Below are 19,785 nucleotides of genomic sequence, written 5' to 3'. Positions count from 1 at the left end.
GCGGTCCCAAATAGCCGCATCAGAGTTCATAACCAAATGGCTGGCATTCTCTTCCTCGACGCGATTGGCCGCCGGTTTCGTCGCCGAAACCGAGACAAGAAGCTACGCCTCGCCAGTCAATGGCAGCACACGCAAGCCGAGATCAACCACTGGAAGGTCCTGAACGCCGACCAAGACGTGGCCTCTCCTGGAGTCCCCTACCAGATCGAAGCTGGCTTCCACTTCAAGATCAACGGTGAATATTACGGCGGCTATCTTCGAAGCGTTGCTCTCACCCACCACGAGGCAGAGTCAAAGGCCACCGGCAACCCCTTGGTAAACATCCGCTATAACCCTGCCAATCCAGACGAGACAGCCGTATTCGCCGAAGACAACCAAGATAATCTACCCTTCCCCATCGTCTCCGGCTGACCCCCTCACGAGACACCGGTCAGGCTGGTTTCGGCAGGAACCGCGAAGCCGGAAAACCGAAGACTTGCAGTCTTAAGCAATACTCCGCCTCGACGCAAAAATGCATCACCCTCTGCAGCAGACTATACTCAGCGGGCCACGGTGCCGCATGTGTCCGCCAAGCAAAGGAATAGTGCGAAAGGATCAGCGCAGCACGAGGAATATGGCTTGGCGAACTGATGACTTCCGCGCTGGTCCAATGATGCGCGTCCATAATTTGGTTGCTGTAGTAAATATTCTGAATTGTGTTCTGTGCCTGGTCTTCCACCGTAATGTCGTTGCTCGGGACGCCATGCGCAACCGCTAAAGTCTTCATCAAGTCAGCTTCGACGAAGCGATTATGTGCCGCGCCACCGGTGAAGATCAGATGAGTCGCGGCACCAGACTCGTATTCGCGAACTGCTTCTAGAGTGCGCTCCCTCTGTTCTGGCGAGGGTGTTCCGTCCGGCAAGGCAGGATTTCCCAGAACAATAAGAGCGTCAAAATGCCTTAGCTCGGTGTTGGAGTTTGGAATATTCCTATACACGAACGCGGCGCCGACAATTACGACCAAGACCACTGCCAGCAAGACGATCAGAATCCTTCTTAGTGACTGCATTTAGGCTTAGGCTAACCGTTCTGAACAAGACTGGTGGCAAGTTCGACGTAATGATCGACGGCATCCAGCAGCTCTTGTTTCGCAATCCTCTCCTGTGGCGTATGCGCCACGTGAATCGACCCGGGCCCCAACAGGAAAGGCTCGCCCCAGGCCGTGAGCTTCGGTATATCCGTCGTAAACTTCGCAATCATCGTCGGCAGCTTTCCAACCTTCCGCATCCTGACAAACGGCAGATCGAGACTGAACTCAACATCGGCCCGATTGCCGACGGCAGCAACGATCGATCTCCTCACTTCATCCGACGGCCCCACCAGACGAACCAGAATGTGCGCCTCTGCCTTATCCGCGATTACATTTGGAGCACGCCCCCATCGATCAATCCGATGTTCAACGTGGAAGGGCCAATCTCCGGCTCGATCGGCAACGGCATCGCCAGAACATCATGCAGCGCTTCTATCAACTTATCAATAGCCGACTCACCCAGTTCAGGGTAAGCAGAGTGCGCCATGCGGCCCTTCGCCCTGAGTTCGACCCGCAACGCGCCCTTCGATGCCAACGCCAGCCGATTGTCGGTCGGCTCTCCGTTGATCAGAAACCGCGACCCCTTTGGACACAGGTTAGCCTCCGCCGCCCCCGCCGAATCTCGTTCCTCGCCCACTACAAACAACAGGCCAACCTTCACACCCCCATCGCGAAGCCGTTCCGCCGCCGCGACCTGCGCCGCAATAATCCCCTTCGCGTCGCAGGTTCCCCGTCCAAATAAAAACTCATCGTCCTCCGTGCAGCCAAAGAAGGGAGGGACAGTATCCAGGTGGGTCGAAAGCACCACATCCGGAGTGACCCCAGGCATTGCGGCGTAAACATTAAAACGCTCCCCGCTCCCCGCTCCCGGCGTGCTGGCGCGGTCCGGTTGCTCGACCGCCGTTCGCTCCACCTCGTAACGTTGTGCTTCAAGATATTCGTAGAGAAAAGCACCGGCAAGACCCTCGTGATACGTAGTGGAATCAATATTTACAAGCTGTTTCGTCAATTCAATAGGGTCAATCGCCATGCCCTCCAGCATACGGTATCCCCCATAAAAAACAGATAACGAACAACCCGATAAACTGAAGAAGATGACGCAAACCACTACCTCCCGGATACGTTCAATCGATGATCTTCGCGGCCCCGCCGGTCGCCTCGAGGCCCTTCTCAACGCCGGTCGCGACGACGCCCCTTACGCCGCGCTCGTCTGCCATCCGCACCCTTCGGGCGGTGGAACCATGCACAACAAAGTGGTCTATCACGCTATGAAGGCCTTCTCTTCCTTCGGTATTCCGGTCCTTCGCTTCAACTTCCGCGGCGTAGGCCTAAGCGAAGGCGCTCACGATAACGGGCTTGGAGAACAGGACGACGTTCTCGCAGCACTAGACTGGATCCACCACAATCTCGAACGACCAATCATCTTCGCCGGCTTCTCCTTCGGCTCCAACGTCGGTCTGCGCGCCTGCTGCGGAGATCCCAGGGTGAGGGTCTCATCGGCCTCGGCGTTCCAGTCCATGCGGAAGGTCGCGACTACACTTACAGGTTTCTGCCTAAGTGCACCCAGCCTAAGCTCTTCATTAGCGGCGACCACGACCAGTACGGACCACGCAACACTCTGGAAGGTGTCTTTGAAAAAGCGCTCGAACCCAAGCGCCTGGTCTGGATCGCAGACGCGGACCACTTCTTTCAAGGAACCACCGAGTCACCCAATCCGAAGCTCGATCTGATGCAAGGTGAGATTCGTCTCTGGTTGCAAAGCGTATTCAGCTTGAGCTAGCGAGCTAAGCCGCGCCTTGTTTGATCACGTGGCCCGCAAATGCGGCAGACTCAGGATGACGGCTCACAGCGATGCGCGCTTCGGAGGGCAGCGGCTTTAGCAGCCAGTCTCGCATCGCCTTGTTGCAGATCTCCGGCATCTCCTCAAACGGGATGTGGCCCACGCCCGGAAGCACCATCAGACTCGATTGAGGAAGAATCCGCTGCAACTCTCGCGCGGAATTCAATCCAACCGCTCTGTCGCGATCTCCCCATATCAGCAGCATAGGCTTCGTCACCAACCGCTCAAGGACAGATCGCAGCAGCCCCATGTCTACGAACCAACGCTGCACAATCTGCAGCACGTGATCCATCGTTCCTGGAATATGCAGTCCCTCGATATACCCCTCAAGAGCGCCGGCCGACACCCGGGAGGGATCCCCATACATGCGACTGAGCGCGGTCGCCTTCAACATCCTCGGCAAGGAAGGAATCTGCCGAGCGACCCAGATCCCAAATCTTGTCTGATAGAACCGGATCAACTGGTGTCCAAGATCGCAGAACGGATTCGCCGGTGCGAACAGGATCAGCCTGCGCACTCGATCCGAGTGCCGTGCGGCAAACATCATGGCCACTGCTCCACCGTGCGAATGGGCGGCAATATCGGCCTCATCCAAACTAAGGGCGTCCATATATGCCGCTAGCCGGTCTGCCGTAGCCTCAAGCCCCGCATCCAGTCCGGGGACCCGCTCCGACTCCCCCATATTGAACAGATCGATCGCATATACTTCGGAATTTTGCGCAAGAAAGCTGATGTTTCGCCGCCAGTTTTTGGCCGATCCCACAAGGCCATGCAACAGCAGCAGCGGCCGTCCCGAACCCGCCCGTTGGTAATGGACTTTCACCCCGTCCACTACAACAAACCCCTCAGCAATCTCGTTGAAATCTCTTCGTGTCACTGTCCAGCGGCCTCGTTCACTAGAAAATTCATCCTAGCGCAATCTCACAATATTACAGGAGTATTAATTCTCTCTCGGAGGTTTTTGCCGTCATGAATCCGTTTCCCCTTCCTCGTGTTCGTTTTGGAAATTCAGCGGTCAATCACCTAGACGAGTAGGATGTGAACAATTTCACTATCGGCAGCGTAAGCTCTCAAATAACTTCGACTATTACGGAATAGGTTATGATTTTTTGTAGGCTCTGAGACGACAAATGCCTTCCTCGTGGTGCATAGAGGCCTAAATCGTTTGGTCCTTGATGTGCTGATGATGTTCCAGATTGTCGAATTTTCATGAATAACGCCTCCCAAACTCGCATTCTGGCAATAGTGCTCGCCGTGGCGACCGTCGCCGCCTGCGTTCTTGCGGCCATGAATTTCGATCGGGAGAGCGGATTCGACGTCCCAACCGATGGCATTTGGTGGGTCGAAGCGGACACCGGCCTTCGGGCCGAGCGTGTTCCAGCAATCTCCCCAGGTCACCGGGCCGGAATACGCACCGGCGACATCCTCGTCAGCGTTGACGACCAGCCGACCCCCGCGTCGCCTCTCTAACCCGGGAGATGTTTCGCAGCGGCATCTGGGCCCACGCCACCTACTCCATCCTCCGCCCAGTCCCCCAGTCCATTGATCTGCATGGCGCAACTAAGCTAGACATCCAGGTCATCCTCGAACCCAAAGACCGCACCATCAATCAGGGACTCCGCTTCATCGCGCTGGTGTATCTCTGCATCGGCATCTATGTTCTGTTCCGGCGCTGGACCGCTCCAAAGTCTGTCCACTTTTACGTCTTCTGTCTTGCCTCGTTTGTCCTCTATAGCTTCCGATCGACCGGCGAGCCGGGCACCTTCGACTGGTTTATTTACTGGGGCAACATGGCAGCGCAGGCGCTTCAGCCGGCGCTCTTTCTGCACTTCGCGGTCAGCTTCTCCGACAACTTCGCCTCCGACCAGCGCAACCGTTTGCGTCGTCGCATCGGCTGTGTATTGCTCTATCTTCCAGGAATCTTCCTCATAGGTCTCCAGTACACGGCAATACGCTTCTGGTCTGCGACCGAGGTCCTTCTCCACCGGCTCGATCAAATCGCCCTCGGTTATCTGGCCCTCTACTATGTAATCGCCGCCATCGTCTTCCGTCTCCGTTATCGTTGGGCCGAGTCCGCTCTTGAGCGTCAGCAACTCAAATGGCTCACCCGCGGTACGCTCATCGCGGTCACGCCGTTCACCCTCCTCTACGTAATTCCCTACCTGGCCGACTGGTCGGTCAACAGCCAGATCGCCAAGCTCGCCGGTCTCTCTCTCGTTGTCCTTCCTCTCACCTTCAGCTGGGCGATTGTGCGCTATCGGCTCATGGACGTCGATCTCATCTTCAAACGCGGCGTCACCTACACTCTGGCCACCGCCTCCCTCGTCGGCGTCTACTTCGGCGTCATCGCGCTCACCGGCGAGATCGTCCACACCCGGCTCTCCAGCCTCGGCGTCTGGGGCCTTCTCGCCGCCATCATCATCGCCGGAATCGTCTTCGATCCGCTCAAGCGCATGATTCAGGCTCGAGTCGACCGCGTCTTCGATCAAAAGCGCTTCGACTACCGTGAAACCCTCGTCGAGTTCGGCCGCGGCATTAACGCCCAAACCGACCTCCGCGCCCTTCTTGACTCCATTGTGGAGCGCCTTCCCCAGACCCTCCTCGTCACTCGCGTCGCCGTGTTTCTAGCCTCGGAGAGCGAAGGCAGCTTCACCCCGCGACACTTCGATCTGGCCGCCTCCCACGGTCTCACCAACCTCCACTCCGCCGAACTCCGCAGCCTCGATGTCCGCTTCCTGGACTTCGACCGTCCCGGCGCCAACAACCACATCTTCCTCGAAAACCCCCAGCAGGTCTTGCGACTCCCGGAAGCCCAGCGTCAGAGCGCCGGACGCCTCGATCTCAACTACTACCTCCCTTGCCGCGTCGCTAATCGCGAAGGTGGCGGAACCCGGACCGTTGCGGTCATCGGTCTCGGCCGCACCGACGATGGCGACTTCCTCTCCAGCGAAGACATGGAGTTGCTCGAATCCCTCGCAGGCTACATCGGTATCGCCATTCAAAATGCCCAACTCTACCGTCGCCTAGAACAAAAGATCACCGAGTTCGAAAGTCTCAAGGAGTTCCACGAGAACATCGTCGAGTCCATCAACATCGGCGTATTCGCAGTCGACCTCGACGACCGTATCGAAAGCTGGAACACCCAGATGGAGGGCATGTACTCGAAGTCGCGCACTGAGGTCTTGCGCCAACCGATCTCTGCCGTCCTCCCACCGGACTTCGTAGCCCGCTTCAACAGTGTGCGCGAAGAGCACGGCACCCACACGCTCTACAAGTTCCGCCTGGTACTCCCGGACGGAAAGGTCCGCATCGCCAACATCGCCATCGCCCCTTTGGTCACCCGCAACTTCGTCGCCGTAGGCCGCATCATTCTTGTGGACGACATCACCGACCGCATCCAACTCGAGGCGCAACTCACCCAGGCCGAAAAACTGTCCTCCATCGGCCTGCTCGCCGCCGGTGTCGCCCACGAGGTCAACACTCCTCTCGCAGTCATCTCCAGCTACACCCAGATGCTCACCAAGCACATGCGCGACGACGAACGCCTCGCGCCTGTTCTCGAGAAGATCACTCAGCAAACCTTCCGCGCCTCCGAGATCGTAAACGGACTGCTCAACTTCTCCCGTACAAGTGGAGCTGAGTTCACTCCACTCAACCTCAACGAGCTTCTCCGCGACACCGTCATCTTGCTCGAGCATCAGTTCAAAACCGCCCAGATCCGCGTCGAAACAAACTTCGACCCACATCTTGCTCGCATTCACGGCAACCAGGGCAAGCTCCAACAGGTCATTCTGAACCTCATGTTGAACGCAAAGGATGCGATGTTCGGAACCGCCAATGCAACCCTCAAGATCGCAACCTTCAACGGTGCCGGCCGCGTCATCGTCCGTATTCAGGACTCCGGCAACGGCATCGAAAAAGAACATCTTCACCGCATCTACGATCCCTTCTTCACCACCAAGACCAAGCCCCAGGAAGGCGAACACAAGGGGACCGGCCTCGGCCTCGCCGTCAGCTACGGCATCATGCAGGAGCATGCCGGCAAGATCCATGTTGAGAGCGAAATCGGCGTCGGCACTGCCTTCCAGTTGGAGTTCCCTCCTCTGGCACTCGCCCCGCGGCTATAGCTGATGGACCGAAGAGCGAGTCCATAATCGTTGAGAGGAAGGCGATGCATGTCTGAAACCACTGAACTCGCCGCTGAAACCCTCCATCTCCAACGCACCGCCCGAGTCGTCGGCGACCCCCGCATCCTCATCATCGATGACGAAGCAGCCATCCGTGAATCGCTCGATACCCTGCTAACCCTCGAAGGCTTTACAGTCAGTATCGCAAGCGATGGCCCGTCCGGCCTCGAACTTCTATCGCGCAATGAGTACGACCTGCTCCTCCTCGACCTGGCCCTGCCGGGCGAGAGCGGTTTGGATCTCCTCCCTCGCATCGTTGAGATGCAGCCGAACCTTCCCGTCATCATGATCACGGCCTACGGAACGGTCGGCAACGTGGTCGACGCCATCCGCGCCGGCGCGGAAAACTTCGTCCAAAAGCCTTGGGACAATGAGAAGCTGCTCGCAGATATCCGCGCCGCGGTTGCCCGCCATCGTGCCGAAGAAGAGGTCGTTCAACTCAAGCGCACCCTCAAGCAGCGCTACAACTTCGAAAACATCGTCGGTAAGAGCGAACCGATGCTGCGCCTCTTCGACCTCATCGCACAAGTCGCCCCCAGCCGCTCAACTGTTCTCATCCAGGGCGAAAGCGGCACCGGCAAAGAACTCATCGCGAAGGCCATTCACGCCAACTCCCCTCGTAGGGATCGTCCCTTCGTGCCCGTAAACACCGGCGCCGTACCATCTGAGCTGCTCGAATCCACTCTTTTCGGACACGTCAAAGGCGCCTTCACCTCCGCAGTCACAGCGAAAAAAGGTCTCTTCGAAGTCGCCAACGGTGGCACCCTCTTCCTTGACGAGATCGGCACCATGGGCATGGACATGCAGGCCAAGATCCTCCGCGTCCTTCAAGACCGCCGCTTCATGCACCTCGGCGGTGTGCAGGAGATTCAGGTTGACGTTCGAATCATCGCCGCCACCAACGTCAACCTTCAGGACGCCGTCCGCGCAGGACGCTTCCGCGAGGACCTCTTCTACCGACTCAATGTCATCAGTCTTGAACTCCCGCCGCTCCGCTCCCGCCGCGAAGATATCCCTCTGCTCGCTGCGCACTTCCTCAAGTTCTACGCAGAAGAGAATGGCACTGAGACCCGCTCTCTCTCCCGAGGCCATGCGAATCATCATGGACTACGAGTGGCCGGGCAACGTTCGCGAACTGGAGAACGCCATGGAACGTGGCGTCGTCCTCTCCACCTCACGCAGCATCAATCCCGACCTGCTGCCAACTCAACTCACCGGCAGCACTTACTCGGCCAGCCTGCTCGACCACCAGCCCAACGCCAGCCTCTTCGATCTGATGGAGGAGATCGAGCGTCGCATCATCTCCGACCGCCTCGAGCGCTGCCACTGGAACCAGACCGAAGCTGCCGAATACTTCAAGATTCCGCTCTCCACTCTCAATCAGAAGATCAAGCGTCTCAGCGTAGAGGTCAAGAAGCGCACCCGCGACTAGCTTCCAGGCTGAATCACAATCTTCATCGAGTCCGCCTGCGGATGCGACGCCAGATCGATCGCCGCCACCGCATTCTCCAGCGAAAACCGGTGTGAGATCAGGTTGGTCAGGTCGAACCCGTTACGATAGCCGTCGAACACCAACCGCGTCACCTCATCCTGTATCGCCACCGACGCACTATAAGACCCCATCAACGTCTTCTCGTCCATGCACACAGCCGCAGGATCGAACGGCGCCTCTCCATGCTGCGTCGAAGCAAACAGCATCACTCGTCCACCCGGCCGAATCGCCTCCATGGCAACCTTGATGAGTGCATCGCTGCCAACGGCCAACAGAGCCACATCCGCTCCACGCCCTTGGGTAGCCGCCTTCGCCGTCGCAACCACTTCACCGCGAGCGTCAATGGGTCGATCCAGTCCAAACTTCGCAGCAACCGCATGGCGCTCTTTATAGAGATCACTGGTCAACACACTCGCACCCGTCCGTCGTGCCAGCGCAGCCAGCAGAATCCCAATCGGTCCCTGCCCAATCACCAGCACCGTTTCATCAGCCTTCAAATCGAGCAACTGAATCGCCTTATAGCAAGTATTCACTGGCTCCAGAAACGCCGCCTGCTCAAACGGGATATCGTCCGGAATCTTCACCAACCCACGCCGCACAATCCAATCCATGACGCGAATGTACTCGGCAAAGCCACCCCCGAAGGAGCAAAACCCGCAGTACACCCGACCTTCTTGTAGACCTCACACTGCGCGAACGTCTGTTTCCGGCAGTAGTAGCACTCGCCACATGGAATATGGTGATAAGCCATCACCCGATCGCCAACAACAAACCCCTCCACCCCGGCACCCACTCGAACAATCGTCCCCGCCATCTCATGCCCAAAGACGCGCGGCGCATCATGCGAACCACTGTGGATCTTCTTTAAATCCGTCCCACAGATCCCACAGGTGTGGATCTTTACCAATACCTCACCGTCGCCAATCTCCGGCACCGCGATCGTCTCAACCCGAACATCATCTACACCGCGATAGACAGCAGCGCGCATCGTCTCAGGAATAATTTGTGACATCAACCGATCCTTACCTATCTCTGCTTCTCAGTGTAATCGCCGCTCAAGCCGCGCACCGAAGGGCTCTCGTCCAACCATCCATAGAGCGCCTCTGCCAGATTCTTAGCGGCGGCAGAACTATGTCTTCCCAGCTTCATCAAACCCGACCACGAGCCGGGCCTCACCGCAACATGCGCGAGGAACGGCAACATCTTCAACCGCCCATCTTCTGCAACAAACGGATTAAAGTCTGGCAACCGCGCATCCGCATCGTCAGAAACGGCCTTGAAACAATAGAACGGAATGCCCCGCGCCAGCGCAATTCGCGCAATGGTCGCCGCCTCCATATCCACGAGCTTTGCTCCGTAGCTCGCAGCTAACCGCTTCTTCTCTCGTTCATCAGCTACTCGCGTCGTAGTTGCCAGCACCGGCCATGATGGTTGAAACTCCGCCGCCCGAAACCGTTCTCCCGTCTTCGTATCGACGACCAAAGAAACACCCATGACCGACTCCGCCTTGATCGCTCCATCCAACGCTCCGGCCCATCCCACCGAGCAAACCGCGTCAACCGCAGCAACCTTCTCAGCCTCAGTAAAGGCCACAGCAGCCCTCACTTCGCCCATGCCCGCACAAGCGGCAATCCAACACCCATGCGCGTGACGATACTCCCACACCGAACATCCTTTACCCGACCCTCTCCGCTTCCAACTCCCTTCACCTCGACCACGAACCAACGGCTTCAGTTCCCCTTCGAGCGCAGCAATAATCGCGATATTTCCCTTCATGCCTCCTGCCCATCCAGTGGCGGCGCGTAGCCGTGGGCAACGAACCACTCGATCGCTGCTCTCAACGCGTTATAAACAGGCAGCACCTGAAATCCCAGCTCCCGCTCCGCCTTCGCCGAGGAAGCAAACATCATCTTCTTCCCCATTCGAACGGCCTCGACGGTGGCGCGCGGCTCCTTCCCCTCAACCTGCCGGTAAAGTTTTCATCGAAGAAAGCAAACGCCATCGCCACGGCATGCGGCACCTTCATCGTCGGAGAAGGCAGCCCAGTAATAGCCGACATACGATCCAGAATCTGCTTCAACGTAAGGTTCTCTCCGCCCAGAATGTATCGCTCTCCTGGAGTCCCACGCTCAAGCGCAACGACATGCATGCGCGCCACCTCGGCCACATCCACCAGGTTCAATCCAGTATCCACATACGCAGGAAAATTCCTGTTCAGAAAATCCACGATGATCCTCCCCGTAGGAGTCGGCTTCCAATCGCCCGGACCGATCGGCGTCGTAGGATTCAGGATCATCACATGCTGTCCAGCCTTCGCCGCTTTGATGGCCTCGAGCTCCCCAAGAAACTTAGACCGCTTGTAATGGCCGATCATCTCAGACAACGAGACCGGCGACTCCTCGTCTACGATCGTCCCATCTTTCTTGAACCCCATCGTCGCCACGCTCGAGGTATAGACCACACGCTGCACTCCAGCCTCGCGAGCGAGCTTTAGCAGCTCCCGTGTGCCAGTCACATTGGCCGCATACATCTGGTCCGGGTCACGCACCCACAGACGATAATCCGCTGCAACATGAACCATAGCATCGCAACCTGCCAAAGCGGAGCGCAACTTCTCCGGCTCACGTAGATCCCCGGTGACCATCTCCGCATCAATGTCGGTAAGTGAGGCCAACCGGCTCGTCTGCCGAGTCAGCAATCGAAGGCGAGCTCCCTCCGCCGCATAACTCCTCGCCACATGGCCTCCTACGAAGCCCGTCGCTCCCGTAATAAATACGCGCACTCTCGCTCTTTCCAGCCAAACTGGCAGACAATTCAGAAGCTATCCGGCAAACTCTACGCCCGACCGCGGTCTTAGTCCAGCTTCTCCGGCTCAATCTGGATGTTCTGCTCGCCGGCCGCCTTCTTCTCCCAGTACTTCTTCACCCACGCTTCAAAGGTCTTGCCCGCCGCGGTATCGCGGCCGCTGAACGCAAGCCCAGCAATCTCAGAGTAAGCGATGCTCACCTTCGCCTTTGCGTCGTTCGATGGAATTACACGAACAAACGAGCCCTCCAGAGAAGTTCCGCGCTGCCGATCGAAGAGATACCCAACTACCTGCGAGCCATCCTTCTTCGTGATCGTGATATCGCCGCGATAGTCGAATGCCTTCTCCAGCGCCTCACGAATTTCAGCTTCACTCGCCAGTGCAGGAATCCAGCCCTCGAGTTGTTCCCTCTCGCGCCCTGCTGCTACTTCGATCTCATCCGGATTCTCATGCGCCAACTGCGCCAGCTTTGCGGACTCCTGTGTCTCGGTCGCCATCGTTAGTCTCCTGAGACCTCTTGAAGTTCAGAGGCATTCTTGATCACAGGTGCACCGATCTGCACCAAAGGTCCGTGGCTCGCCGGCTTCCACTCATTCAACAGCTTCATCGCGCCTTCGTCTTCATACTTGCTAAAGAAGATAGCCTTCGCAGTCTGCAGCAAACCCTTCAGCGAACCGAAGGTATAGTTCACGCCGCTGGCTTCATAACCGGAGTGCACCATGCAGTTCGCGCACTGCGGATTCCCGCTCTCGGTCCCGTAGTTCGACCACTGCACCGTCTCCATCAACTCCTTGAAGCTGTCCGCATATCCATCCTGCAGCAGATAGCAAGGCTTCTGCCAGCCAAAGATGCTGAACGTCGGCATCCCCCACGGCGTGCAGGTCAGATCCTTCTTGCCCATCAAAAATTCCATGAAGATGGGCGAAGCATTGAAGCGCCACGTCTTTTTGCGGTTCGAGAGGATCGAGCGAAACAACTTCTTCGATCGCGCGCGTCCCAGAAAGTGCTTCTGGTCGGGAGCCTTGTCGTAGGTATATCCCGGCGAGACCATCATGCTCTCCACACCAGCCACCATCAACTCATCGAAGTGCGCGCGAACACTGTTGGGGTCGGCCCCATCAAACAAAGTAGTATTTGTCGTTACGCGGAAGCCGGCCTCAACCGCAACCCGTACCCCTTCCATCGCGATGTCGTATCCGCCCTCGCGGCAGACCGAGAAGTCGTGATGCTCCCGCTGACCATCCACGTGAACCGAGAACGAAAGATACTTGCTCGGTTTGAACAGGTGCAGTTTTTCCTTCAGCAGCAGAGCATTGGTGCACATATAAACGTACTTCTTCCGCGCCACCAGGCCAGCCACAATCTCCGGCATCTGGGGATGCAATAGCGGCTCACCACCGGGAATCGCCACCATCGGCGTACCGCACTCCTCCACCGCCTTGAAGCAATCCTCAGGCGAGAGCTCTGCCTTCAGGATGTGCGCGGGATACTGAATCTTTCCACAGCCGGCACACGCCAGATTGCAGCGAAACAACGGCTCCAGCATCAGCACGAGCGGATACTTCTTCCGGCCCATCAGCTTCTGCTTCAAAACATAAGTTGCAACCGTCCAGGCTTGCGAGACTGGCACTGCCATCGATCTCTCCTCCAGATAAATTCCAGATAAATTCTTGCCACGCGGCTTAGTGAGTTAGTGAGCCGTACCGCTCTTCATCGCACGTTCGTAGGTCGTCAACGCCAGCAGCGGGAAGTACTGTTTGTAAAGGTGGTACCCGAGATAGAACACACGCGGAAAACCAGTACCCGTGTAGTAGCTCTCGCCATTGCGTCCGGGAACAAGTTCATCCCAGCTTCCATCTTCGTGCTGGAGATCCACCAGCCAGCGAATACCCTTCGCAACGGAATCAGAGCGCGTATCCCCCGCAGCGAGCAATCCCAGCACAGCCCACGCCGTCTGCGAGGGCGTACTTGGTCCAATGCCACGCTGATTTGGATCGTCGTAAGTACCGCACGTCTCGCCCCAGCCGCCGTCCGCGTTCTGTACCATGCGAATCCACTCCGCCGCCTGTTGCACCGCGGGCTCGTGATTCCAGAAGCCCATCGCCTCAAGTCCGCGCAGCACCAGGAACGTCCCGTAGAGATAGTTGACGCCCCAGCGTCCGAACCAACTCCCGTCGGGCTCCTGCTCTTTCAGGATGAACTGAATCGCCTTCTCCACACGGGGATCGCTTCTCGTAACGCCATACAGCGCCAGCATCTCCAGCATACGGCCGGTAATGTCGACTGTCGGCGGATCGAGCATCGCATTATGGTCCGCAAACGGGATGTACTGGAAGATCATCTTGGTGTTATCCCGATCAAAACTCGCCCAGCCACCGTTCTTACACTGCATCGCCCAAATCCAGTTCAGAGCGCGCTGACACGCGTCGTACTGATATCGCTCCCGAGGATTTTCAACGCAATTCAGCGCAAGCAAAACCTGCCCCGTATCATCCACATCGGGATAAAACTCATTGTTGAACTCGAAGTACCATCCGCCAGGCTCAACATTTTTGACCTTCTCCGCCCAGTCGCCCTTCTGGCGCACTTCCTTCGACAGAATCCAATCCGCTGCCTTCAGCATGCGAGGATCGTCTCTGCGAACGCCTGCTTCCCCAAGGGCATACATCGCCTGGGCCGTATCCCAAACCGGCGGAAAACAGGGCTGCATGCGAAACGTAGGTGTCGCATAATCGGCCGTCCCATCAGGGCAATCGATACCAAGCTTTTCAAACTCATCGAGCGCACGAATCAACTGAGGATCGTCTACCGAGCGGCCCAGGCACCGGAGAGCCACAATCGAATTCAACATGGCCGGATAGATCGCGCCCAACCCGTCTGACTTCTCGAAGCGCTCCAACATCCACGCTTCTGCCTTTTTCAAAGCGACTTTACGCAACGGTCGAATGTGTACCCGCTCTGCCAAATGCATCACGCGGTCGAGGGCAAGAAAGACGTTGCGCCAGCCAAATGGCTTCTTCTTATCCCAGCGCAAATGCATGTTGGCATTCTCGCGACCGCCAACAAAAAGCTCCTCGATCCCCTGCTCCGGAGCGAGCTTCTTGAACGGCTTCTTCGCATAGATGATCGACAGCGGCACAAGAATACCGCGCGACCACGAAGAGATCTCGTAGATATTGAAGTAGCACCAGTTTGGAAAGAGAACGATCTCCGGCGGGATAGCCGGTACTGCGTCATAGTCGTACTGACCCAGCGCGCACAGATAGATCTTCGTAAACGTGTTGCACTCGACAACCCCGCCATTCGCGAGCACCCACTCGCGAGCCTTCGCCAGCACCGGATGATCCTTCGACCATCCCATCAGCTTCAGAGCAAGATAGGCCTTGACCCCGTAACTGATGTTTGACGGCCCTCCCGGAAACAATCCCCAGCCTCCGTCGTCATTCTGATGACGAAGAATCTCATTGATCGCACGTTCCATCCGGCCCGGTTCGCCGGTGCCCAGCAGCGTATGCATGAAGATGTAGTCTGACTCCAGCATGCTGTCTGCTTCGAGCTCACCGCACCAGTACCCATCGGGATGTTGCTGCGCGAACAGCCAATCTTTGGCGCGCGCGACACCTTCCGTAATGCGCTCCAGGCCAACATCCATCCGACCAAAGCGGGGCTGGGCCGGTTGATCGACGCCCTTCGGATTACTTGCAGATATACCCATGAAAAACAAACTCTCTGTCTACGAATCTCGTTACCGGTACGAAACTCGTTACCGGTTTACTGGTGGAGCAGATGCAATCGCCTGAACGATCTCCGGCGGCAAGCCAAAGCGCACGTTCTCAGGCATCACTTCGACCTCATCGACCGAGCCATAACCCATCGTCTGCAGATACTCGACAACATCCTTCACCAGAACCTCTGGAGCCGAAGCACCAGCCGTCACGGCAACGGTGTCAACACCATCAAGCCACTCCGGACGAATAGCATCTGCCGTGTCGATCAGATACGAATTCGTATCCAGATTCTTCGAAACCTCGACCAGGCGGTTGGAGTTGGAGCTATTGGTTGAACCGACAACCAGCACCAGGTCCGCTCCATGAGCGACATTTTTCACTGCAACCTGCCGGTTCTCCGTCGCGTAGCAGATGTCCTGCGAGTGCGGCCCAACGATGTTCGGGAACTTATCCTTGAGCGCCTGAATCATATCCCGAGCCTCATCAAGCGACAGAGTCGTCTGCGTCAGATACGCCACGCGATTCGGATCCGGAACAACCAGATCCGCGACCTCCTGCACTGTCGAGACAACCTGAGTCACATCCGGAGCCTCGCCCTGCGTGCCCTCAATCTCATCATGGTCACGATGGCCGATCAGCACCAGCGAGTACCCCTGCTTGGCAAATTTAATCGCCTCAACGTGAACCTTCGTCACCAACGGGCAGGTTGCATCCACCACCTTCAAACCGCGTTCCTTCGCTCGGTCGCGAACCGCTGGCGAAACTCCATGAGCCGAGTAAATGACCCGAGCGCCCTCGGGAACCTCATCCAGCTCATTCACAAAGATCGCCCCCTTCTTCGCCAGGTCCGTCACAACATAGCTGTTATGCACTATCTCTTTGCGAACATAGATCGGAGCGCCAAAGGTTTCCAGCGCAATCTGCACAATATCGATCGCACGCACGACGCCGGCACAAAAGCCGCGAGGCTTGAGGAGGAGAACCCGCTTAGTTTTCGTTTTATCGCCGCTACCGCTTACAGCAACAGGATCAAGGGTGGTTGTAGTCACGTTCCTAGTATACCGCGTTCGACCCTATCTACGCACAGAATTGAACCATTTTAGGTGCAACGTAACACGTCGAAAAAGCAACGAAAGTCGCACAAATAATGGACCATTTCGAAGCCTCCCGACATCGTCCTGGCACCCTCCTGCGCGTCCGAGACTCAGAGCTTCTGACCAGCACAAGCCGGGTGACCGCAATCGCACTGCAGCTTCGTTTCGCCCTTCGCTGTTTCACAGTACCTTCGCTGTTTCACAGTACTGAGAACAGTACTTTTGACCGTCAGGTGGGGTACAAAGACAGCCCTTCATAGCGCATTTCTTGGAATCATCCGACATCTCATCCCCCTCGATAGCATCTCCTCACTCGGATGCCTGCGCCGTCCAGCGAGATGTGCGGCAACCATCATCGACTGCTTTCTAACAGGTGTTCAGCGTGCTTGAGACTGGTTTCCGTCAGCTTCGCCCCACTCAACATGCGCGCAATCTCCTGCGTCCGCTCCGCATCCTCCATGCGACGAACCTCGGTCTGCGTGCGGCCGCGCTTCTCCGTCTTTTCGATCAGGAAGTGCTGATCCCCAAACGCCGCAATCTGCGGCAGATGGGTAATACACAGCACCTGCTGGCCTTTAGACAAGGTCTTCAGCTTCCGCCCAACCGCCTCCGCGGCTCGTCCGCCGATGCCAATATCGATCTCATCAAAAACCAGCGTCCGTGGAAGAATTGACCTCTTCTTCTTCCCCGCACCTCCTGACGCCGCCTCCTCTACGGTCACCTTCAGCGCAAGCATCACCCGCGACATCTCACCGCCCGAAGCGATCTCATGCAACGGTTTCATCGGCTCTCCGGCGTTAGTCGCAATCAGACACTCCACCTGATCCCACCCATGTGCAGTCCAGCTCTCCGAGGTCTTCTCCGCCGTAACCCGAACGTGAAACCGCGTGCTCATTGCCAGATCATTGATCTGCGCCTCGGCCAGTTTTTCCAGACGCTTCGCAGACTCTACCCGACTCGCCGTAAGCTTCATCGCGACAACTTTATAAGCCTCCGCATCCCGCTCCTGCTTCGCCTTCAGTTCAAGCAGTAACGCGTCACGATTTTCAACCTCAGCCAGCTGCCGCGACGCCTCCGCACCAAAATCGATAACATATTTCAAGCTCTGCCCATACTTCCGTTTCAACCGATCGAGCGCAGCCAGCCGATCTTCAATCTCTTCCAAACGCCCCGGCGCTGCGTGGACATTGTCCGCAAAATCCCGCACCTCGGCATCGACATCTTCAACAATCGCCTTCGCAGCAGCTAACTGTTGCGCAGGCTCCTTAAACCGTGCATCGTACCGAGCCAGTTCCTCCACGTGCTTCAGCGCAGCGCCTAGCGCACTCTCCGCCGAACTCTCCGATTCATAGAGCAGCTCATGCGCGCTCATCGCCGCCGTATAAAGCTTCTCTGCATTCCCCAACACACGCTTCTCAGCCTCAAGCTGCGTATCTTCATCGTCCGCGGTCAACCCGGCCTGATCGATCTCCTTGCTTTGAAACCGCCAAAGATCCGCCATCCTCAGACGGTCCTGCTCCGCAGTCTGCAACTCGTCCAATCTATCCGTAGTCGCACGCCACGCAGCAAACGCCTCGGCCACCCCATCGACACTCACGGCACCAAAGCGATCCAGCAGGGTGCGTTGCTGCGCCTGATCAAACGAGCCCATCGTCTCCCCCTGCGAGTGAACCAGCGCAAGCTCAGGCGCAAGCTGCCGCAACACGCCAACCGTCGCCGGCTGATTATTCACAAACACCCGCCCCTTGCCGCTAACCAATATCTCCCGTCGCAGCAAAAGATGATCCGACTCACTGTCGATCCCATTCGCCTCGAGAATCGCAGCCGCCCCCTGTGTCAGCTCGAAGACGCAACTTACCACTGCCTTCTCTTCCCCATGACGAACGAAGTCCGCCGATGCCTTCCCGCCTAGTAGCAACGCCAAAGCATCGATTAAAATAGACTTCCCCGCGCCCGTCTCGCCAGTAAGCAGATTAAGGCCCAGTCCGAACGTGGCGACCGCACGGTCGATCACAGCATAGTTTTCCGCGCGCAACTCCAGCAGCATAAGGCCCTCAGGCAAACACGTATCGCGAGAATAGCAAACCTCACCCCCACCCATCATTTCCATCCAACCAGACGAAGGCCCCGCATCACAAAAGATGCCTCAACCCAATTGCCAGCCTCATTTGCCGCAATCACGATTTACACTAGGTTCTGGTACACAACAACTATGGTCTGGACCCTCGCTTTAGCTCTGTATTTTCTCCAGGAAGACCCCTCCGCCGCCGTCCCCCCGCGGCCTCCAACACCAGCGCCCTGCTGGAGATGGTCCATAACAGCGGCCCTGTCGCCTTCGCTGTGCTGGTCATCCTGCTTCTCGCCAGCATCTTCTCCTGGGCCATCATGTTTTCCAAGTGGTCCAGCTTCAGCAGGGCCCATACCCAGAGCCAGCGCTTCGTCCGGGCCTTTCGCAAATCGACTCGCCTCAGCGAAATCGCCGCCGTAGCCGACCAGTTCAAGCCCAGCCCACTCGTCGCCGTCTTCACGGAGATTCACGACGAGTACCAGCGCCAGAACGGCGGACGCGGCCTCCCCGCAATCCCGTCGCACTCGAACGCGCCGCCCAAACTGCCTCAAGCGAAGCTCTCACCGCGATGGAAAGCCGCATGACCTGGCTGGCCACCATCGCAGCCATCGCCCCTTCATCGGCCTCTTCGGCACCGTTATGGGTATCATCGACGCCTTCCACGGCCTTGGCACCGCAGGCGCAGCAACCCTCCGCGCCGTCGCCCCCGGCATCTCAGAGGCCCTCATCACCACCGCCGCAGGCCTCGTCGTCGCCATTCCCGCCGTCGTCGGCTACAACCAGCTCACCGCCCGTCTACGCGAGTTCGGGGCGCGCATGGACGACTTCGGCCGCGAGCTTCTCAACGCCATCGAAAACGCTGCCATGATCAGTCCGCCCAGCCAGCCGCCGCAGCCGCAGCCCGAAGAGATCCGCAGGAGGACCTTCTAGCGATGGCCTTCTCAGCCAAGGGACGCACCCAGACCGCGCTCGCCGAGATCAACATCACTCCGCTGGTCGACGTCGTTCTTGTGCTTCTGCTCATCTTCATGCTCACAGCTCCGGTTCTCCAGTCCGGTGTCGAGGTCGCGATTCCCAAGACACGCTCTGTCAACCAACTCACCGAAGAGCGCATGGTCGTCACCATCGACCGCGAGCAGAACGTCTTCCTGCAGGACAAACCCGTCAACGTCAACCAACTCCCCACGCTGCTGAGATCCACAGGCAAAGCCGACCCCTCCAAGCGCATCATCTACCTGCGAGCCGATGAGCGCGTGCCCTTCGGCGCATTCGCTTCGGTTATGGATGCGGTCAAGCAGGCCGGCATCACCAACATCAGCATCGTCACTCAGCCAATCCAGAAGTGAGGAGGGTGACATAAATACATCTCTCACAATCGGTCGCGATAGCGATAGCAATTCCGATAAGCTCGGCGCAAACTTCGTCGGCTCGATCGTGCTGCACGGCCTCATCGCCGCCGCCATCCTGGGCTGGGCCTTCATCTTCCACACGCGAGGCCATG

At 57.6% G+C, this 19,785-nt stretch carries 18 protein-coding genes and 3 pseudogenes; 8 read left to right on the top strand and 13 right to left on the bottom strand.

Going from position 1 to position 19,785, the window contains the following annotated elements; genetic code table 11:
• Positions 1 to 36: 36 nt before the first annotated feature.
• The gene (locus RBB80_RS20730; RefSeq protein WP_433964292.1) at positions 37 to 411 is read left to right on the top strand and encodes a hypothetical protein; all 375 of its coding nucleotides are present in this window, start codon (positions 37 to 39) and stop codon (positions 409 to 411) included.
• Between the two features lie 19 nt (positions 412 to 430).
• Here the strand turns inward: RBB80_RS20730 and RBB80_RS20725 are convergent, their stop codons facing one another.
• Genes RBB80_RS20725 through RBB80_RS20715 form a run of 3 tightly spaced genes read right to left on the bottom strand, consistent with a single transcriptional unit; the run spans position 431 to position 2,099 of the window.
• Positions 431 to 1,009: a YdcF family protein gene (locus RBB80_RS20725; RefSeq protein WP_433969790.1), complete on the bottom strand. Its 579-nt coding sequence runs from the start codon at positions 1,007 to 1,009 to the stop codon at positions 431 to 433.
• Between the two features lie 50 nt (positions 1,010 to 1,059).
• Positions 1,060 to 1,359, bottom strand: a complete 300-nt coding sequence (locus RBB80_RS20720) for a hypothetical protein (RefSeq protein WP_433964291.1) — start codon at positions 1,357 to 1,359, stop codon at positions 1,060 to 1,062.
• Between the two features lie 38 nt (positions 1,360 to 1,397).
• Positions 1,398 to 2,099 (bottom strand): M20/M25/M40 family metallo-hydrolase, encoded by a 702-nt coding sequence (locus RBB80_RS20715; RefSeq protein WP_433964290.1) that lies wholly within the window; start codon positions 2,097 to 2,099, stop codon positions 1,398 to 1,400.
• Positions 2,100 to 2,459: 360 nt separating this feature from the next.
• Here RBB80_RS20715 and RBB80_RS20710 point away from each other — a divergent pair, with 360 nt between their 5' ends.
• Positions 2,460 to 2,849, top strand: a complete 390-nt coding sequence (locus tag RBB80_RS20710) for an alpha/beta family hydrolase (RefSeq protein ID WP_433969789.1) — start codon at positions 2,460 to 2,462, stop codon at positions 2,847 to 2,849.
• Between the two features lie 4 nt (positions 2,850 to 2,853).
• Here the strand turns inward: RBB80_RS20710 and RBB80_RS20705 are convergent, their stop codons facing one another.
• The gene (locus tag RBB80_RS20705) at positions 2,854 to 3,786 is read right to left on the bottom strand and encodes an alpha/beta fold hydrolase (protein WP_433964289.1); all 933 of its coding nucleotides are present in this window, start codon (positions 3,784 to 3,786) and stop codon (positions 2,854 to 2,856) included.
• A 332-nt stretch (positions 3,787 to 4,118) separates the two neighbouring features.
• On the opposite strand from RBB80_RS20705, the gene RBB80_RS20700 reads away from it, so the two are divergent.
• From RBB80_RS20700 to RBB80_RS20690, 3 genes and pseudogenes are all read left to right on the top strand, one after another.
• Positions 4,119 to 4,379: a PDZ domain-containing protein gene (locus RBB80_RS20700; protein WP_433964288.1), complete on the top strand. Its 261-nt coding sequence runs from the start codon at positions 4,119 to 4,121 to the stop codon at positions 4,377 to 4,379.
• Between the two features lie 8 nt (positions 4,380 to 4,387).
• Positions 4,388 to 7,036 (top strand): ATP-binding protein, encoded by a 2,649-nt coding sequence (locus RBB80_RS20695; protein WP_433964287.1) that lies wholly within the window; start codon positions 4,388 to 4,390, stop codon positions 7,034 to 7,036.
• A gap of 48 nt (positions 7,037 to 7,084) precedes the next feature.
• Positions 7,085 to 8,528: pseudogene (locus tag RBB80_RS20690) on the top strand (sigma-54-dependent transcriptional regulator).
• On the opposite strand, the pseudogene RBB80_RS20685 reads toward RBB80_RS20690, so the two are convergent.
• The 8 genes and pseudogenes from RBB80_RS20685 to recN all read right to left on the bottom strand — a co-directional run bounded on the left by RBB80_RS20685 (position 8,525) and on the right by recN (position 18,263).
• Positions 8,525 to 9,600: pseudogene (locus RBB80_RS20685) on the bottom strand (zinc-dependent dehydrogenase). The pseudogenes RBB80_RS20690 and RBB80_RS20685 sit on opposite strands and share 4 nt — an antisense overlap.
• Before the next feature lie 14 nt (positions 9,601 to 9,614).
• Complete coding sequence (locus RBB80_RS20680; protein WP_433964286.1) at positions 9,615 to 10,364, bottom strand: nucleoside phosphorylase; 750 nt, start codon at positions 10,362 to 10,364, stop codon at positions 9,615 to 9,617.
• A pseudogene (gene hpnA / locus RBB80_RS20675) lies at positions 10,361 to 11,370 on the bottom strand (hopanoid-associated sugar epimerase). Before hpnA ends, RBB80_RS20680 begins: the two are co-directional and overlap by 4 nt.
• Before the next feature lie 71 nt (positions 11,371 to 11,441).
• Positions 11,442 to 11,891, bottom strand: coding sequence for a hypothetical protein (locus tag RBB80_RS20670; protein ID WP_433964285.1), 450 nt, complete (start codon positions 11,889 to 11,891; stop codon positions 11,442 to 11,444).
• Positions 11,892 to 11,893: 2 nt separating this feature from the next.
• Complete coding sequence (hpnH, locus tag RBB80_RS20665) at positions 11,894 to 13,030, bottom strand: adenosyl-hopene transferase HpnH (RefSeq protein WP_433964284.1); 1,137 nt, start codon at positions 13,028 to 13,030, stop codon at positions 11,894 to 11,896.
• A 54-nt stretch (positions 13,031 to 13,084) separates the two neighbouring features.
• Positions 13,085 to 15,109: a squalene--hopene cyclase gene (gene shc / locus RBB80_RS20660; RefSeq protein ID WP_433964283.1), complete on the bottom strand. Its 2,025-nt coding sequence runs from the start codon at positions 15,107 to 15,109 to the stop codon at positions 13,085 to 13,087.
• A gap of 48 nt (positions 15,110 to 15,157) precedes the next feature.
• Positions 15,158 to 16,171: a 4-hydroxy-3-methylbut-2-enyl diphosphate reductase gene (locus RBB80_RS20655; RefSeq protein ID WP_433964282.1), complete on the bottom strand. Its 1,014-nt coding sequence runs from the start codon at positions 16,169 to 16,171 to the stop codon at positions 15,158 to 15,160.
• Between the two features lie 397 nt (positions 16,172 to 16,568).
• Positions 16,569 to 18,263 (bottom strand): DNA repair protein RecN, encoded by a 1,695-nt coding sequence (recN, locus tag RBB80_RS20650; protein WP_433969788.1) that lies wholly within the window; start codon positions 18,261 to 18,263, stop codon positions 16,569 to 16,571.
• Between the two features lie 260 nt (positions 18,264 to 18,523).
• On the opposite strand from recN, the gene RBB80_RS20645 reads away from it, so the two are divergent.
• From RBB80_RS20645 to RBB80_RS20635, 3 genes are read left to right on the top strand one after another with little or no spacing between them, the layout of a single operon-like run.
• Positions 18,524 to 18,868, top strand: a complete 345-nt coding sequence (locus tag RBB80_RS20645; RefSeq protein WP_433964281.1) for a hypothetical protein — start codon at positions 18,524 to 18,526, stop codon at positions 18,866 to 18,868.
• A gap of 55 nt (positions 18,869 to 18,923) precedes the next feature.
• Positions 18,924 to 19,214 (top strand): MotA/TolQ/ExbB proton channel family protein, encoded by a 291-nt coding sequence (locus RBB80_RS20640; protein ID WP_433964280.1) that lies wholly within the window; start codon positions 18,924 to 18,926, stop codon positions 19,212 to 19,214.
• 2 nt (positions 19,215 to 19,216) lie between these two features.
• Positions 19,217 to 19,630 carry an ExbD/TolR family protein gene (locus RBB80_RS20635; protein ID WP_353068832.1) on the top strand — a complete coding sequence of 138 codons (414 nt, stop codon included), beginning with the start codon at positions 19,217 to 19,219 and terminating at the stop codon, positions 19,628 to 19,630.
• On the opposite strand, the gene RBB80_RS20630 is transcribed toward RBB80_RS20635, so the two are convergent.
• Entirely contained in the window at positions 19,608 to 19,784 is a 177-nt protein-coding gene (locus RBB80_RS20630; protein ID WP_433964279.1) for a hypothetical protein, read from the bottom strand. The genes RBB80_RS20635 and RBB80_RS20630 overlap by 23 nt on opposite strands.
• Position 19,785: the final 1 nt, after the last annotated feature.

This window comes from Tunturiibacter gelidiferens, assembly GCF_051013345.1.
In the GTDB taxonomy this organism is placed as follows: Bacteria; Acidobacteriota; Terriglobia; order Terriglobales; family Acidobacteriaceae; genus Edaphobacter; species Edaphobacter gelidiferens_A.
Note: the sequence above shows the minus strand (reverse complement) of the source record. Positions and strands in the feature narration are given on the sequence as shown.